General features: G+C 45.0%; 18 protein-coding genes. 12 read left to right on the forward strand and 6 right to left on the reverse strand.

The genetic code is table 11. The features are described from left to right. The first annotated feature begins 61 nt into the window (after positions 1-61). The 3 genes from WD077_05450 to pyrR all read left to right on the forward strand — a co-directional run bounded on the left by WD077_05450 (position 62) and on the right by pyrR (position 1,770). Positions 62-736, forward strand: a complete 675-nt coding sequence (locus WD077_05450) for a peptidylprolyl isomerase (protein MEX0966661.1) — start codon at positions 62-64, stop codon at positions 734-736. A gap of 81 nt (positions 737-817) precedes the next feature. Beyond that, complete coding sequence (locus WD077_05455) at positions 818-1,228, forward strand: EVE domain-containing protein (protein MEX0966662.1); 411 nt, start codon at positions 818-820, stop codon at positions 1,226-1,228. A gap of 5 nt (positions 1,229-1,233) precedes the next feature. After that, positions 1,234-1,770, forward strand: a complete 537-nt coding sequence (gene pyrR / locus WD077_05460; GenBank protein ID MEX0966663.1) for a bifunctional pyr operon transcriptional regulator/uracil phosphoribosyltransferase PyrR — start codon at positions 1,234-1,236, stop codon at positions 1,768-1,770. 61 nt (positions 1,771-1,831) lie between these two features. Here pyrR and rimK read toward each other — a convergent pair whose 3' ends face one another. The 4 genes from rimK to WD077_05480 are packed head-to-tail and all read right to left on the reverse strand — an operon-like array spanning position 1,832 to position 4,711. Next, complete coding sequence (gene rimK, locus WD077_05465; protein ID MEX0966664.1) at positions 1,832-2,737, reverse strand: 30S ribosomal protein S6--L-glutamate ligase; 906 nt, start codon at positions 2,735-2,737, stop codon at positions 1,832-1,834. Next, entirely contained in the window at positions 2,737-3,222 is a 486-nt protein-coding gene (locus tag WD077_05470; GenBank protein ID MEX0966665.1) for a RimK/LysX family protein, read from the reverse strand. The genes rimK and WD077_05470 overlap by 1 nt, the downstream gene beginning before the upstream one ends. A gap of 22 nt (positions 3,223-3,244) precedes the next feature. Next, positions 3,245-4,126 (reverse strand): hypothetical protein, encoded by an 882-nt coding sequence (locus WD077_05475; GenBank protein MEX0966666.1) that lies wholly within the window; start codon positions 4,124-4,126, stop codon positions 3,245-3,247. A gap of 54 nt (positions 4,127-4,180) precedes the next feature. Then, positions 4,181-4,711 carry a shikimate kinase gene (locus WD077_05480; protein MEX0966667.1) on the reverse strand — a complete coding sequence of 177 codons (531 nt, stop codon included), beginning with the start codon at positions 4,709-4,711 and terminating at the stop codon, positions 4,181-4,183. Positions 4,712-4,785: 74 nt separating this feature from the next. On the opposite strand from WD077_05480, the gene WD077_05485 reads away from it, so the two are divergent. Beyond that, on the forward strand, positions 4,786-5,034 hold the full coding sequence (locus WD077_05485; protein ID MEX0966668.1) for a hypothetical protein: 249 nt from the start codon (positions 4,786-4,788) through the stop codon (positions 5,032-5,034). Here the strand turns inward: WD077_05485 and WD077_05490 are convergent. Together WD077_05490 and WD077_05495 are read right to left on the reverse strand one after the other, a co-directional pair. After that, positions 5,011-5,754 (reverse strand): CpsB/CapC family capsule biosynthesis tyrosine phosphatase, encoded by a 744-nt coding sequence (locus tag WD077_05490; GenBank protein MEX0966669.1) that lies wholly within the window; start codon positions 5,752-5,754, stop codon positions 5,011-5,013. The genes WD077_05485 and WD077_05490 overlap by 24 nt on opposite strands. 58 nt (positions 5,755-5,812) lie before the next feature. After that, positions 5,813-7,645: an ABC transporter ATP-binding protein gene (locus WD077_05495; GenBank protein MEX0966670.1), complete on the reverse strand. Its 1,833-nt coding sequence runs from the start codon at positions 7,643-7,645 to the stop codon at positions 5,813-5,815. A 206-nt stretch (positions 7,646-7,851) separates the two neighbouring features. Here WD077_05495 and WD077_05500 point away from each other — a divergent pair, with 206 nt between their 5' ends. The 8 genes from WD077_05500 (at position 7,852) to WD077_05535 (ending at position 15,348) form a co-directional block, all read left to right on the forward strand. Next, entirely contained in the window at positions 7,852-8,328 is a 477-nt protein-coding gene (locus WD077_05500; GenBank protein MEX0966671.1) for a hypothetical protein, read from the forward strand. Between the two features lie 12 nt (positions 8,329-8,340). After that, entirely contained in the window at positions 8,341-9,663 is a 1,323-nt protein-coding gene (locus WD077_05505; protein ID MEX0966672.1) for a polysaccharide deacetylase family protein, read from the forward strand. After that, positions 9,660-10,580 (forward strand): GNAT family N-acetyltransferase, encoded by a 921-nt coding sequence (locus tag WD077_05510; protein MEX0966673.1) that lies wholly within the window; start codon positions 9,660-9,662, stop codon positions 10,578-10,580. The genes WD077_05505 and WD077_05510 overlap by 4 nt, the downstream gene beginning before the upstream one ends. Next, a complete protein-coding gene (gene upp, locus WD077_05515) occupies positions 10,565-11,221 on the forward strand; it encodes a uracil phosphoribosyltransferase (GenBank protein MEX0966674.1) in 657 nt (218 codons plus the stop codon). The genes WD077_05510 and upp overlap by 16 nt, the downstream gene beginning before the upstream one ends. 18 nt (positions 11,222-11,239) lie before the next feature. Next, positions 11,240-12,196 (forward strand): calcium/sodium antiporter, encoded by a 957-nt coding sequence (locus WD077_05520; GenBank protein ID MEX0966675.1) that lies wholly within the window; start codon positions 11,240-11,242, stop codon positions 12,194-12,196. Beyond that, positions 12,196-12,729, forward strand: a complete 534-nt coding sequence (locus WD077_05525) for a hypothetical protein (GenBank protein MEX0966676.1) — start codon at positions 12,196-12,198, stop codon at positions 12,727-12,729. The genes WD077_05520 and WD077_05525 overlap by 1 nt, the downstream gene beginning before the upstream one ends. A gap of 311 nt (positions 12,730-13,040) precedes the next feature. After that, positions 13,041-14,282 (forward strand): hypothetical protein, encoded by a 1,242-nt coding sequence (locus tag WD077_05530; protein MEX0966677.1) that lies wholly within the window; start codon positions 13,041-13,043, stop codon positions 14,280-14,282. 163 nt (positions 14,283-14,445) lie between these two features. Beyond that, complete coding sequence (locus WD077_05535) at positions 14,446-15,348, forward strand: TM2 domain-containing protein (GenBank protein MEX0966678.1); 903 nt, start codon at positions 14,446-14,448, stop codon at positions 15,346-15,348. The last annotated feature ends 12 nt before the right edge of the window (positions 15,349-15,360 follow it).

Consider the following 15,360-nt stretch of genomic DNA (forward strand, 5'->3'; position numbering starts at 1 on the left):
ACCATAGATGCTTTTATTTGCATCTTTATTTACAATCAAGAAAAACAAAATATTATTTAAGATGAAAACAAACAACATCTGGCTGATACTCCTTTTGGGCTTCTTCGCCATCAGTTCCTGTAAAAAGGATGATGATACCGAACCCATTATAACACCTGATCCTACCGACACCATTCCTGATGAAAAATTTGAAGTGATAAATATCAACACCACCAACGGTGATATTTGGATTTGGCTATATGACACCACTGCGCAGCACAAAGCCAATTTCCTGAAACTTGCCGGTGAGGGATTTTATGATAGCACAACCTTCCACCGTATCATTGACGGTTTTATGATTCAGGGAGGCGACCCAAATTCCAAGGATTCCGACACAACCAATGATGGCACCGGAGGTCCTGGCTATACCATCCCGGCCGAATTTGTAAGTACACTCACGCACGTGCAGGGAGCAGTGGCTGCCGCCCGGCAGCCGGATTCTGTCAATCCGCAAAAAGAATCAAGCGGGTCGCAATTCTACATCGTTGAAAACGAAAGTGGCACACCTCATCTTGATGAAAACTACACTATATTCGGTCAGGTAATGGCCGGCATTAATGTAGTGGAAACCATAGCCATCCAGCCAAAGAACCAGGCCAATAACCGACCGTATGCTGATATTAAAATGACAGTAAAAGTGGCGGAAAAAACCGAAGCTGAGCTCAAGACCGAATTCGGCTGGGACATTCCTCAATAAATAAGAAGGATGAATTGCGGTATTCTGGTTTCTTTTGAAAACTACATACACTTTGGAATTCAATCTTAAAACTCACCAGGCATGAATTACTGGCTTTTAAAATCAGAACCTGATACTTACTCCTGGGATGATCTTGTCCGTGAAAACCGGACGATGTGGGAAGGAGTACGAAATTATCAGGCAAGAAATAATTTGCAGGAAATGAAGTTGGGCGACCTTGCCTTTTTCTACCATAGCTTTGATAAAGAGATTGTCGGAATTTGCAAAGTGGTAAAGGAACATTTTCCTGATCCTACAGCAGACGATGAAAAATGGGTGGTTGTGGAAGTGGAACCGGTAAAGCCCGTGAATCGTAAGGTTTCCCTCAAGGAAATTAAGGCAGAGGCAAAGCTAAAAGACCTGAAGTTGGTAACGCATAGCAGGCTTTCAGTAGCGGAAGTTTCGGAAGCTCATTTTAAGCATATCCTGAAAATGACGGAAACAAAGATTTGAAGCCGATGAATCCTGTGGTACTTTTAGAAGACAAACGATTTTCCATAGCAGTGGACAGGCTGTGCTATGAGCTGATCGAGAACCATTCGCGGTTTAGCAACAGCGTACTGATCGGTCTGCAGCCGAGAGGCATTTACCTCGCGAAAAATCTTTATCAGCGCCTGCTCGAACTTCAGCCGGATTCGGTAATTCAGTACGGAAATCTTGATGCTACTTTTTACCGCGATGATTTTCGCAGGCGGGAAATGCCCATCATTCCGCAGCCACAGGAGATGAATTTTGTGGTGGAAGGCAAAAAGGTAATCCTGGTGGATGACGTGCTGTTTACCGGCCGTACGGTGCGTTCAGCGCTGGATGCCCTCGTAGATTTTGGCCGGCCTGAAAAGGTGGAACTGTTAGTTTTGGTTGACAGGCGATACAGCCGCCACCTGCCAATTGAGCCCGATTATGTAGGGATCACCGTAGATACGCGCTCTTCTCAGCGGGTAAAGGTGGACTGGCAGGAAACGGACGGAGCAAATAAAGTGATGCTCATCAACTAAAGCTTCTCCGGTCTATTTGTGTGGCCGTTCTTTCAAATTCTTTGAAGTATTTCAAAGTATCTCAGTGCCCTACCTTGTCCCCTTTCAGTTTCCGTGTGCGCTGGTCTTCTATGAATTGTATGATTTTCCCGGCAATATCCTTTCCTGAGGCCTTCTCAATTCCCTCAAGGCCGGGCGAAGAATTAACCTCCATCACCAGCGGGCCGCGGTTGCTGCGTAAAAGGTCCACTCCGGCAATCTTAAGCCCCAGCGCTTTGGCAGCGTTTACGGCCATTTTCTTCTCTTCTGCCGAAAGCTTTACCGGGTTTCCTGTACCGCCCATGTGCAAATTGCTCCTGAATTCTCCTTCAGCGCTGGTGCGCATCATACTGCCCACCACTACTCCATTTACGATGAAGGCCCGCAAATCCGAGCCTTTCGCCTCCTGAATATATTCCTGGATCATGATATTCACCCTCAGCCCATAAAAGGCATCCAGCGCTGATTTTGCGGCACTTACGCTTTCTGCCAGTACCACGCCCTTTCCCTGCGTTCCTTCGAGAAGCTTAATGATGATGGGCGTGCCGCCTAAATGCCGGATTATGGAAGCCACATCTTCCGGACCTGAAGCGAAGGCCGTTTTAGGCAGTCCGATATGTTCTTGCGCCAGGATCTGAAGGCTCCGGAGCTTATCCCTGGAACGCACAATCGCCTGTGAACTGACGGTGGAGAATACGCCCATCAGTTCAAATTGCCGCACCACGGCAGATCCGAAAAAAGTCCGCGAAGCTCCAATTCTTGGAACGATAGCATCAATATCCTCCAGTCTTTTTTTGTGATAATAAATAATGGGTTTCCCCTTTTCCACAATTACCTGGCATTTCAAATAATCAACGATCTCTACATCATGCCCGCGCTGCTCTGCCGCTTCAATGATCCTGCGGGTAGAATAAAGGCTTTGGTTTCTTGAGAGAATAGCAATTTTCATTAGGTGCTGCTGTGTTTGGGCTTGTTCTTTTTTATTCTTGCTTTTACAAATTTCTGAGACAGATTAATCCTGTCAGTGTCTACAATATATCGTTGCTTTAATAGTTTTCGCCCCAGCAGTACGGGGTATTCCATTTTACTGCGATCGGCAAGGGAAAGTTCCAGGTCAAGCAGTTCATCAAACAACCGGATGGTAGTTTTGATAATATACCGTTTCTCGCTGTGGCCAAATGAACTCTTTACCTGCTTTACCTTATAAAGTGGCAGCGAATATTGATTGTTATTATATGCAGGATGAGAAGGGTCAAGCAATTTGAAGCTTACGAAAGTTTTACGTTTTTGCTTAAAAACCCTGACATCGTGGCAATGAAGAGCCGAAGTATAGGCACCGGTATCAATTTTTGCATCAACACCCATCAGATTTAATGAAGGAAAATCCACCTTCTCCTTTCGGCCAATAACCTGTTTGTCAGTAATAATCAGCATAATGGCCTTATGTGCCGGTAATTTATAGCCTGAAAGTAACGCCAGTAAAAACGTTCAGTCCCGGCATCAGTTCAGTCAATCCTACAAAGGCACCGGCATCTATTATAATATCTTTTACGGGTTGATAGATGATGCCCGCGTTGGCTGAATAATGCCATTCATATTCCTCGTACCAGAAACTTGTTACTACTTCTCCGAAGCCTTTCAAATCAAAATCATTGAGGATTGGGAACGAAACGCTGAGGCTATGGTCAGTGAAAAAAGTTTTCCCCGGTTTACCATGTGCCGTTCCCATAGCGCCTATGGATACGTCCTGACTCAAACGGTAAGAAACAGGCACAGCAATCCCAACATCTTCAAGCTGATCTTCGCTTCTCAGCAAATCCACAATTCCGTAAGGCATCACGCCCAATGCGAACTTGCTTCCATTATTGCCCACCAGATTAAACTTAAAACGCAGGCCCGCAGCCGGCACAAAGTTCATAGACAGTTGCGTTTGAGAATCCAGTTGCTCTTCCCTAAAGCTCAGCAGTGGTAGCACCAGTTGCATATCCACCTGCTGGCTCAGGCCAACTTTGATAATATTATTAAGTACCACAACATTATCAAGGTACACCGGGCGATCTTCATCGAAAAAATTTCCCCCGAAATCAAATAATACAAAATCAGTCTCGATCTGGGCGCGGCCGGCATCCACCGTGATGGGGCTTTCTGTGTAGTCGGGCCGGTCCGGGCTTAAATCGCGCAGACGCCTGTCGGGGACCGGATTACCGAGAGAATACTTCCTGACCTTGGGAGGAGGCACTTCAATGGTATCATCAGGAGTTTCCTGCGAGAGAAGCGGCACCGGATTGAGGAGGAAGGAAAGCATGAGTGCAGCAACAGCTATCAGGTAAAATTTCATGGGTAAGGATTGATTGATTTGAAAAGGCAAATTACACGAGAATTTTTTAGAACCTTATAAAGGCAAAGTTGAGGATTGATCGTCAATTCTTGCAAGCAGCAATTTGGCTAAGTCCTTTTCTGATACATGCAGCGGATCAAGGATGATCGCTGACTGCAGATAATAAGCTTCTCTTTCTCTCAGTTTGGCTGCAATTAACGCGATTAAATCATTTCCGGTTCTGTTTTCCAGCAATGGCCTCACATTTTTCTCCGCAACTGCCCGTCTCGCGATTTCCTGTAAAGGCACTTTCAGGTAGAGCGTAAGGCCCGAAGCATTCATATATTCCATATTATCTGCAAAACAGGCAGTGCCTCCACCGGTTGCCACCACTCCATTTTTCAGCTTTAATTCGAGGAGCGCCATCCGCTCCATTTTACGGAAAGCCGCTTCACCCTCTGCACTGAAGATCTCTGCAATGCTTTTACCGGCCGTGGCCTCAATTACCTCATCCAAATCCACGAACGTCCGATTCATTGCCTTCGCCAGTGCCCTGCCATAAGTGGTCTTTCCGGATGCCATAAATCCTGTTAAAAAAATATTCATGGCCAATAATATCATTTAAATTAATACCTGGAACTTTTGAACCTCTCGCCCCGCGGGTTCATTGAATTAAAGTTATGATCAGAAAAACCGTGATGTATATCATTGCATTTGTTGCGGCAACCATCCTATGCAGTTCCTGCCAACGCTGCATTTCCTGTGCATTGGTGGATCGTGAAGGACAGGTGCTGGAAAGGTATGATACAGAATGCACCAAGCGAAAGCTGCTGAAAGCGTATCGTGAGGAATGCACCAACTCCGCCCGGAAGCTGGAATTAGATTGCCACTGCAAATTAGCCCGTTCACGCGAGCGTGTTGTTGAGTAGCGGAAGTTTGCACAGTTTGCGGAAATATTTGGACGTCATCGCTTCTTTTAAACGAGGAATATGACGCGGAGTATGAATATCGCTGCCGGCAAAATGGGCCATTCCCGCGTCTATCAGTTTCTCGCAGATTAATTTCGCCTCCGGGCTATAGTATTTCGTGAGGGAGAGCAGGTTGATCTGGAAAAGCACCTTCTTCTCTAATAATTTTTCATACCTGGAAAAATCTTCCTGCATAAAAATATATCGCTCAGGATGGGCCAGCACAGGTTTATATCCGGCAACCTGGATCTGGAAAATGGTTTCTTCAAATCCGGCAGGTTCATTCCAGTAAGAAGTTTCAACCAATAAATATTTCTTTCCCATTGTGAGGAGCGGCCCGGCATTGAGTTTTTCCATAAACCACTCATCAAGATAATATTCGGCTGCGGCCTCCACCTCTATATCAATTCCTTCCTGCTTTATTGCTTCGTTCAGTTTGCTTAGTCCGCCCAGGATAATCTCCGGAGTATTCCTGAAGAAATCACCCGTAATGTGAGGCGTGGTGATAAGCTTCTTATAGCCCAGCTTTTTCATGGATGCAGCCATTTGTAGCGCTCTCTCCATATTTTTAGCTCCGTCATCTATGCCGGGTATCAGGTGCGAATGGATGTCCACCAACAACTCCTCTTGTGGCAGTTCCGGAGGGGTCGGTTGTTTTTTAAGAAAATTAAGAATTCCCATATAAAAATTTAAAAAGGACAATAGAAATCAATGCTGTACCTTCATTCAGCTTCAGCTATCAATTTTGCGTAAATCCCTCACCGGTATTGAACTCCTCAGGCGTAAGCGAAGCAATAAGTTCCGGATAATTATATTCACGCAGGGCCTTTCCTTTTTTCAGGAGGATAATGCGGTTGCAAACCTTCAGTGTGCTCATCCTGTGCGCTATGATGATAATTGTTTTCTTCAGGCTTTTCAAGGTGCGCAGCGAATGCAAAATTTCCTGTTCGGTTTCCATGTCAATAGCATTGGTGGCTTCGTCAAAAAGGAGGATGTCTGCATCCTTGTAGAGGGCCCGTGCTATGCCTATCCGCTGCAACTGGCCGGATGAAAACCGCACCCCACCTTCGCCCATTTCTGTCGCCAATCCGCTGGGGAGGGTGGCCACCAGGTCGCTGAGTCCGGCCTGCTTCACTGCCTGGGCAAGTTTGTCTCTGTCTACCTCTGCCGGTTCCGTTCCCAATGCTATATTTTCTTCCACGCTTCCGTTTACAACAAAAAGATCCTGCTTTACCAGGCCAATGTGTTTATGCCAGTCCGCCAGCGCAATATCAGAATAGTCTTTCCCATCCACCACAATTTTTCCGCTGGCAGGCTTCAGGAAGCGCAACAGCAGGTAAAGGAAAGTGCTTTTCCCCGCTCCCGATTCACCAAAAATTCCGAGTGTATCGCCTTTTCTGATGGTGAATGAAAGCTTGTCCAGCAAAGGCCCTTTCATGTTTTCATAAGCGAACGAAACATTTTCCACCTTTATCTCTTTGTCCAGCGCAAACGGAAGGGCTGCTGCCGTATCCTTTTCCTGCACAGCTTCGGCAGGCTCGTCTGATTCGCGGAGGATGTCAATGGTGTGCCGGTAGTTTTTCATGCTGATCAGCGCTCCGATAATGCGGTTGAAAGAAGGCAGCAACCGATAAGCGGCTGCGGCAAAAATGCTGAGGAATACTATCGGAGCACGAAAATACCCTGCAAAATAGAGGGTATAAAAGAATATCAGCGAAATAGCCAGAACTGCCCCCAACTCCAGAATTTTGTGAGGAGCCGCATTATAAGTGTAAATGGATGTCATAAGGCGGTGCATTCCGCTTTGCCGCTGCACAAATTGCTGCGAAAAGAACTCCTCCTTGCCATGTAATTTTAAATCAACAAACCCTTTGAATGCCTGATGCAGGCTTTCGTAAGCCACCGGCTGCAGTTTGATCTGTTTCTTGCCCAGCCTGCTCACCTGGTTTTTTATGAAATAGTATGAAATAAAGATGACGGGGCCTAGCACCACCGCCAGGAAAATCAGCAGCTTTAAATTATATATCCCAATGCCAATGCCTATTAAAATAATGATCATCAATTCGCTGAAAAAAGAAAGGCCGGGAATCATAATACCAAAGGCGAAGAGCGTGGGTACGTTCATGGCGTTGTTCACCAGGCCATAGCTGTTGTTGTTTTTGAGAAAGAGATAGTCCTTGGCAAAATATCGCTTCACCTGTTTTTCGCTGAGGCGTGTGGAGAGGTTGAAAGCAAACTGCGCCTGCATATGCTGGATGAAAAGCAGGTAAACGGTTTTAATAATAAAAAAAATCAGGATGCAAAGGAGCAGCATCAGGATAAAATGAATTAGGCTCGGCTCCCCGAAATATTCATGGAAAAGGCTGAGATATTTTTGCTCTGAGATAAGGTCAGGATTAGCGATCATCATGATGACCGGGACAAACATCGCTACGCTGAGCACATCTGTGATCCCGCCCACGGCAATTCCAAGCAGCAGCAGCAGCGCATGGGTCTTTTCCTTCGGGCTCAGCCACTTCCTGAGTTGCGAAAGCGTTAAAACGAGGATATTATTTGAAAAAGAAATTCGCATGGGTCGATGCAAATTTAGGCAGAAGTGAAAAGTACCTCCTTATTTATATTTTTCATTTTTATAAGAAATAATTCCCGAACCTTTAAAGTTGTCTCTTTTTCAATAAGATATGCCTGATCTGCATTTCTTCAGGTAGTCCGTCATTCATTTATTTACCCAAATTGAGTAATGGATTTAAGCGTTTAATTCTAATTTTGAAGTCATTTATGAAAATCCTACCGCTTTTCTTTCCTCTGCTTTTCTGGTCTCTTGTTGCGGCTGCCCAGTTGCAGCAGGATGGATGTATTGACGAATTTCAGATATTGCCGGGTACGGAATGCGGTATTGACATCAACCCGGTTTGTGGCTGTGATGGCGTTACCTACCGCAACGATTGCGAAGCCCGGCAGCTTAATGGCGTGATCAGCTATACCGATGGCATTTGTGGCAACATCGCGTTCTATTTTCACCCCAACCCTATAGAGCACAGCCAATTGCTCATCGTGAGGATGCTGCGCAAGTTTGAAGGTGATGTTGATCTCTACATTTCCAGTTGGCAGGGAAAGCAGCATTATTTCCAGCGCTACTATTCAGTTACCGAACTGGAGATTACCATTTCGGTGGACCAGCTTCCACGGGGCGTTTATATTATCTACGCAATAGCTGACGGAGAACCATATATCAGCAAATTTGTGCGGTATTAATTGCCCGGCACCTTGTCATCCTCTCTTACCATTTTTACTGATTGTGACGGCCCCAGGTTGCGCTATGTAGCGCAGGTCATATTTCATTTTCATCTTAATGTGGAATATCGCATCCTGCAATTGGGCACTAATGCCAATCCCGGGGAGGCAACCCTTTATTATTCAAAAGATAAACCTGCGGAAGACCAGCTTTACATTCCGGCCTCCGGATTTTTAGCAGCAAGCAAAATTGAAGTTATTGAAACGCCTGTTCTGTGGCAAAACGCAGTGCCGCTTCTTTTTCCTTTGGCCGGAACCGGTGAGTCTGCTTTCGATCTTTTCTCGGCTGTGTTCTGGTGTCTCAGCCGTTACGAAGAATATTTACCCCACCAGGCAGATGAGCATGGACGCTTCCAGCCGAAAAGCTCGCTGGCCTCCAGGGAAGGTTTTCTTCAGTTGCCCGTGGTGGACATCTGGATTTCCATGCTGCGCGACAGGCTGCTGAAGCATTTTCCAGCGCTAAATCTTGAAGCACCGCAATCTGAATTTGTGCCCACAATTGATGTAGATCAGGCATTTTCGATCAAAGGAAAAGGATTAATCCGGACAGCAGGCGGCATGGTACGCGACCTGCTGAAAAATCCGGCAAACGTTTCGAATCGCTTGAAAGTGCTGGCCGGCCTCAAACCCGATCCTTATGACAATTTTGACTACCTCGACCATCAGTTTGAAAAATACCGGCTCCGGCCTGTTTTCTTTGTACAGGTGGGCAAGACCGGGAAGTTTGACAAAAACCTGGATCCGCAGAGTACACAAATGCGGAAAATCCTTTCCCGGCTCAATAAGTACCAGGTTGGCCTCCATCCTTCTTATCGCTCACACAATGAACCTAGGATCCTGAAGCAGGAAAAAGAGCAGCTTGAAGTATTGCTGCAAAAACCTGTGCGGATGAGCCGCCAGCACTTCCTCAGAATGAAATTGCCCGAAACCTGCCGTGAACTGGCGGCTGCCGGAATTGAGGAGGATTACACGATGGGCTACGCGGCAGAAACCGGTTTCCGGGCAGGGACAGCCAAACCTTTTCCCTTTTATGATCTTGAAAAAGAAAAACAGGAAAAGCTGATGATCCATCCTTTCTGCGTAATGGACGTAACCTGCAGGCATTATCTGGAACTGACCCCAGCACAGGCCAGCGAACGGGTGCAGATGCTGATGCAGCAGGTACAGCGATCAGGCGGCACTTTCATCAGCCTTTGGCACAATGAGACGTTGAGTGAAACAGGTATATGGAGCCGCTGGAGAAAGATATTCGAAACCATGCTCGCTGAAGGCTCAGCAATGAACCACCGGAAATGAAGATTTACCACCTGAAGCACCGGGAAATTGATAAGCAGAAGTGGGACCTCATGGTGGCGGCTTCGCGAAATCGCCTGCCCTATTGCTTTTCATGGTTTCTGGATATTGTGAGTCCGGGGTGGGAAGCTCTCATCACGGCTGATTATGAATACCTTTTTCCGCTCACAGGCAAAAGGAAGTATGGCGTACATTACCTTCCACAGCCTGACTATACGCAGCAACTCGGACTATTCTCGGTGTATGAGGTCACAGAAACTGACGTCCGAAAATTCCTCGAAGCCATCCCTGCAAAATATCGCTATATTGATATTCAATTTAATTCAGCCAACAGGCTTCTCGGCATTTCCGATTTTGAAGTAAAAAGACGCAGAACCCATTATCTCGATCTTTCGCCTCCCTACGGAGAATTGAAGAAAAATTATGCGCAACTAAGAAAGAGAAACCTGAAAAAAGCTGCTAAAAAGCACGTAAGCGTAGAGGTAAATGCAGACCCGGCAATGGCGCTGGATTTTTATTATAGCTCGCTTGGACGCAAGCTCAAAGGCGTGGGGCGCAAACAAATGGCATTGCTGAAAAAATTAGTGGCAGCGCTGATGGCCAGAAAAATGTGCCGCCTCTACTCCGCTCACGACTCGCTGGGCCAGCTCATGAGCATCAGCTTTTTTATTATTGACAGAGATTATTGTATTTACCTGATCGGTTCCTCCAACGAAGCGGGGAGAAATTTGGGCGGGCACACGCTGTTGTTTGATCAACTCATCCGGGATTTTGCTTCCACATCGAAAATCCTGGATTTTGAAGGCTCAGAAATACCTTCCATCGCCAATTTCTTTAAAAGTTTTGGCAGTGAAGAAATTTTATATTTGCAAATACGCGCTAACAAACTTCCAATCCTGTTAAGATGGTTCAAAGAGTAATAAACCTTGGCGAAAGCAATTCCCTTGTAAATGAATTCGTAAGTGAACTGCGAGATGAAACGGGGCAGCAAGACCGGATGCGATTCAGAAGAAACCTCATCCGGCTGGGAGAGATCTTCGCCTATGAGATCAGCAAGCACCTGGAGTGGGAGAATCGTGAGGTAACCACACCCCTGGGGGTTTCCACAATTCCCCGGCTCAAGGATCAGCCGGTATTGGCCGCCATTCTGCGGGCCGCACTGCCCATGCACCAGGGAATGCTGAATTTCTTTGACAAGGCTGACAACGCATTTATCTCCGCATATCGCCAACCCTCTTCAGAAGACGGTTTTGAGATCAGAATAGAATACGTTTCCGCTCCTGCGCTGGCTGACAGGGTGATTGTGGTGGTAGATCCCATGCTGGCCACAGGTTCTTCCCTGGTACTTGCCTGCGAAGAATTATTAAAAAATGCCAAACCAAAACACCTGCACCTGGTAAGCGTTATCAGCAGCGTTGTGGGCATTGACTTCGTAAAGCACCGCCTGAGCAACTTCACCATCTGGACCGCAGCGATTGATGAAGAGCTCACTGCCAAAGCGTACATTGTGCCCGGCCTGGGTGATGCAGGCGATCTTGCCTATGGCGAAAAAGACGTATGATTTCTCAAATTTTGCTGAATGTTAGAAGCCGTAGCCTTTCTTATTCTGGGAGTAGTCGTTCTTCTGGGAGGAGGCGAATTGCTGGTGCGCGAAGCTATAAAAGTTGCTTTGCGGGCGAGGATTTCCATTCTGGTCGTAGCCTCCACTATTGTGGCTTTTGCTACCTCCGCTCCTGAGCTTGTGGTGAGCATCTATGCCGCCTTTTTCGGCACTCCTGATATTTCTGTCGGAAATGTAGTGGGATCCAACATTTCCAACATCGGACTTATCCTAGGCGCCACGGCCATCATCCGGCCCGTAATCCTCCGAAAAACCACCCTCACCTTCGACTGGCCCATAATGATCATTTCAGCATTAATGCTCATTATCTTTTCCTGGAACTTTAGTCTTGGCTTTATAGAAGGCAGCATTTTCATTATTTGCCTCATTTTCTACAGTTCCTATCTCATCATTAATTCCCGCAAATCAGGCGTGGACCAGAGCAATCCCGCAAAAGAGATAGAGGAAGAAGAGAAGAAAGCAAAAAAGCATCGCCCGGTGATCGTTCATATTGTATTGCTGCTGGTCGCTATTTTGGCGCTTTACCTCGGCTCCAGGTGGTTCGTTTGGGGAGCCACAGAACTTGCTGTTTATTTTGGCGTGAGTGAACGAATCGTTGCCCTCACCATCGTCTCAATCGGAACCAGCCTGCCGGAAATGATGACCTCCATTATTGCGGTGGTGAAACGAAATGCTGACATCGCTGTCGGGAGCCTGGTCGGCTCCAACATATTTAATATCTTCAGCATTCTGGGCATTACAGCCTTATTAAAGCCTATTCAAATATCAGAAGTGTTTTTGCAGCTCGACTATTTTTGGATGATCGGCCTGTCCCTTCTCCTCTTTCCGCTCATGCATAAGCATGACAAGATCACTCGTGGCGGAGGATTCATGCTTCTGGGTTTTTACCTGCTCTATCTTGTTTATATACTGTGATGGAACAGGCGCTGAAAATACTCAGTGTGATAGCCCTCTGTTCCTTTAAATACCTGATGGGAAACGGGCTTGCCATAGTGTATGGATTCGACTTTTTTACCGCACTGCTTTCCACGGTGGCCGGAGGTGTAGCCGGTGTAATCTTCTTCATTTATCTGGGCCACCAGGCACGGAAAGCACTGGCCTACTTCTTCCCCGGATTGCGAAACCTGCGGCCCGCATGGAGTGTCCCGCTTAGCAGCAAAACCGGAACAGGACCGGAGAGCACAAAGCCAGAAAAACCCATGAGCCGCAAAGAGCGGTGGATACAACGCATTATAAATAACTATGGGCTGGCCGGCATAGCAATACTCACCCCTGTGCTTTTTACTGTGCCTGTCGGGGCATTCATCGCTGTGGCCCTGGATTTTCCCCGGCTCAGGATTGTCTTTTATATGGCCGGATCATTTTTCCTCTGGTCCCTTTTTATGCTTGGCCTGGCATCTCTTACCGGCATTGATGTGCCATCGCTTTACCGTGATCTGGAATTTTAAGCAATCAAGTCAGCAGACCGTATCAACGCTTACGAAGTATTTTCCTTCTTTGCTGAGAAACTTGTGTTTACGGCTTCTACCGCTTAGTTTTGCTAAAGGTGATGGGATTAAGATACGCGCCCCAGGAGCGTGCCAGATCAGGGGTGTTCAGTATCCATTGAGAATATTGATATTTGAAGGTTGAGGGCTAAACTTGATAAAAATCACATAATAACACCCTCAGTGGAGGGCTAAATGTGATAAAATGACATATATAAACAAGTTGTGCGTCAGCTAAAAAAACCACTAACCGAAATATTAAACCGTAAACCATGAACAAATTATCAAAGTACATTTTGGGTTTGGCCCTTACATTAATTGGAGTAGTAACAATAGCAAAAACATCGTTTCTCGGTGGACTACTCATAATTATTACCGGATTAAGTCTAATTCCACCAATATCAGACAAACTCATTGAAAGACTTTCTTTTCTTGCAAAGAGACCAGTCAGAATAGCGTTTAAAATAAGTCTTTTGATTCTTGGACTTGCTGTAACAGGTAGTACATTGGACAAGCAAGAACCTGAAATAAATAGCACCAATTTAGCTCAAGGTTCTGCCTCGGAAAAATCTCCGTATCAGAACTATTTAAACGAAGTCGAAAAAAGAGTAGCCTCACTCCCCGAAGAACAAAAGGCATGGAGAAATAACAAATTGACTGAACTCAAGGAAATGAACACTTACAAATTACTTGTAGATAACGAAACCGTTTCAGTAGATTACATTCCTGTCCTAAATGCCATTTCTAACGGAATGACATACATAAGTTCGGAAGGATTTAGTGTAGATGAAGTAATCATCAAGCGACTTGAACAAATGACAAATGGAGACGAATTAGTAAGATTTTCAATAACCGTAATAGGACTTGCACAACCACAACGCGGTGGCTTGACTAATGAAATCATTGATGTTTTCGTCCGCTACAAAAATCGCTACAAGTATTATGGTGAACCAAGTGTAGTATTCGATGCCGATGGCAAGCAGACAGGAAAAATAGAATTCAACTATGACTTGTCTTCGCTATTTGGTGTTATTGCCCCGACAAACAAAGAAGTCCTAAATGCGGTTTATGAGGCTCGTTCAAAAGGACTATCCGTATGGAACGATGAAGGAGACTACACTTACAACTATATTGCTACAAAAAGAGGTTATAACGACTACTTGAAACGAATTTATCCAAGTAGCCCATATTACATTGACGCAGACTTTGAATTATCGGCAACTCAACTATTCAAAGCTTATGACGACAACGAAGTTGCTGCCGATGACAAATACTTAGATCGAAAACTAATGGTTCACGGTGTCATTGAAGACATTGGGAAAGACATCATGGGAGACCCTTATGTGTCTCTCGGTGTGGACTACTTACAGAGCGTAAATTGTTATTTCTCGGACGACAACATGAACGTCATTTCAAAATTGAGAAAGGGACAAAACCTGACCGTTATCGGAGTCTGTAAGGGGAAAACATTGAACATTTCGGTTAGTTTGAACGACTGTATAATTTGGGAATAAAGAAAAAGCCGAACGCACAACACAGGCTATAGCAAATGCGGGCTGAGTGCTTAAATATCAACATATTACAACCAATCAACTTTACGGTACGCAGACAAGAAATTGGTTTCTAATCCCGCACTTGCCATAGCCAAATCCGTTGTCACACATTTAAAAACGACACATGAAAAGTAAAACGACAGCAGCATTATTGGCTTTCTTTTTAGGTGGACTTGGTGTTCACAGATTTTATCTCGGACAACCAATTTTGGGAATTGTCTATTTGCTTCTCTGTTGGACCTTTATTCCTGCAATAGTTGGCCTAATTGATTTCATAGTCTTGCTATCATATTCTGACCAAAAATTTAACTCAAAGTACAATAAGTCAAGTATTCAAAAGACGAGACATTCAGAAGCTATATCAAATTCTGACAAAGGCAAAACGAACACCGATAAATTGGTTAATGTAACAAGTCGAAAAGTTGGTAATAACACAACGGAAATGACAATCGACCTTAATGAAGAAAACATAGTTGCACTTTTTAAGGAGAAACAAGAGCAAAGAGAAGCAGAAATAAAAAACTTCAACTATGTTCCAATGCAAATCCAGCGTCAAGGTATTCAACTTCTTGAAAGCATTAACATATTAAACACAACGAAAAGTATTGACACATTAATTGGACGATATGAGTTTATTTCTAACATGTATGACAACTTTGTAAAAGCCTCCTACAATAAAAGGTATATTTCTGATATTCAAGTGGCAATTGACCAATACAAGTCAATGTACTATGATAGAATTTTAAAAGACTACGAACTTCAACTTTTAGTACAACCAGAGCACGAAAAATTAACCGACTACTATTCTGACTGCCTTTTCAACTGTTTCAATGGATTTTACAAAGAGCAAAAAGAACAGATTGAAACCCTTAAAAGAGACGATGCAAAGCAAAGAAGAAAAGAAAAGATTATTGAAGTAGCGGATAATACAATATCAGAGTTCGACAAAAACGGCTCAGACAATGACCGATTTAAGCCTTTATTATGTCTTAGCCCCCTAATAAGCTGGAGTAAAATCACATTTTAATTTAGGTCTGCT

Source organism: Bacteroidia bacterium (assembly GCA_040880525.1).
Classification (GTDB): Bacteria; Bacteroidota; Bacteroidia; order CAILMK01; family JBBDIG01; genus JBBDIG01.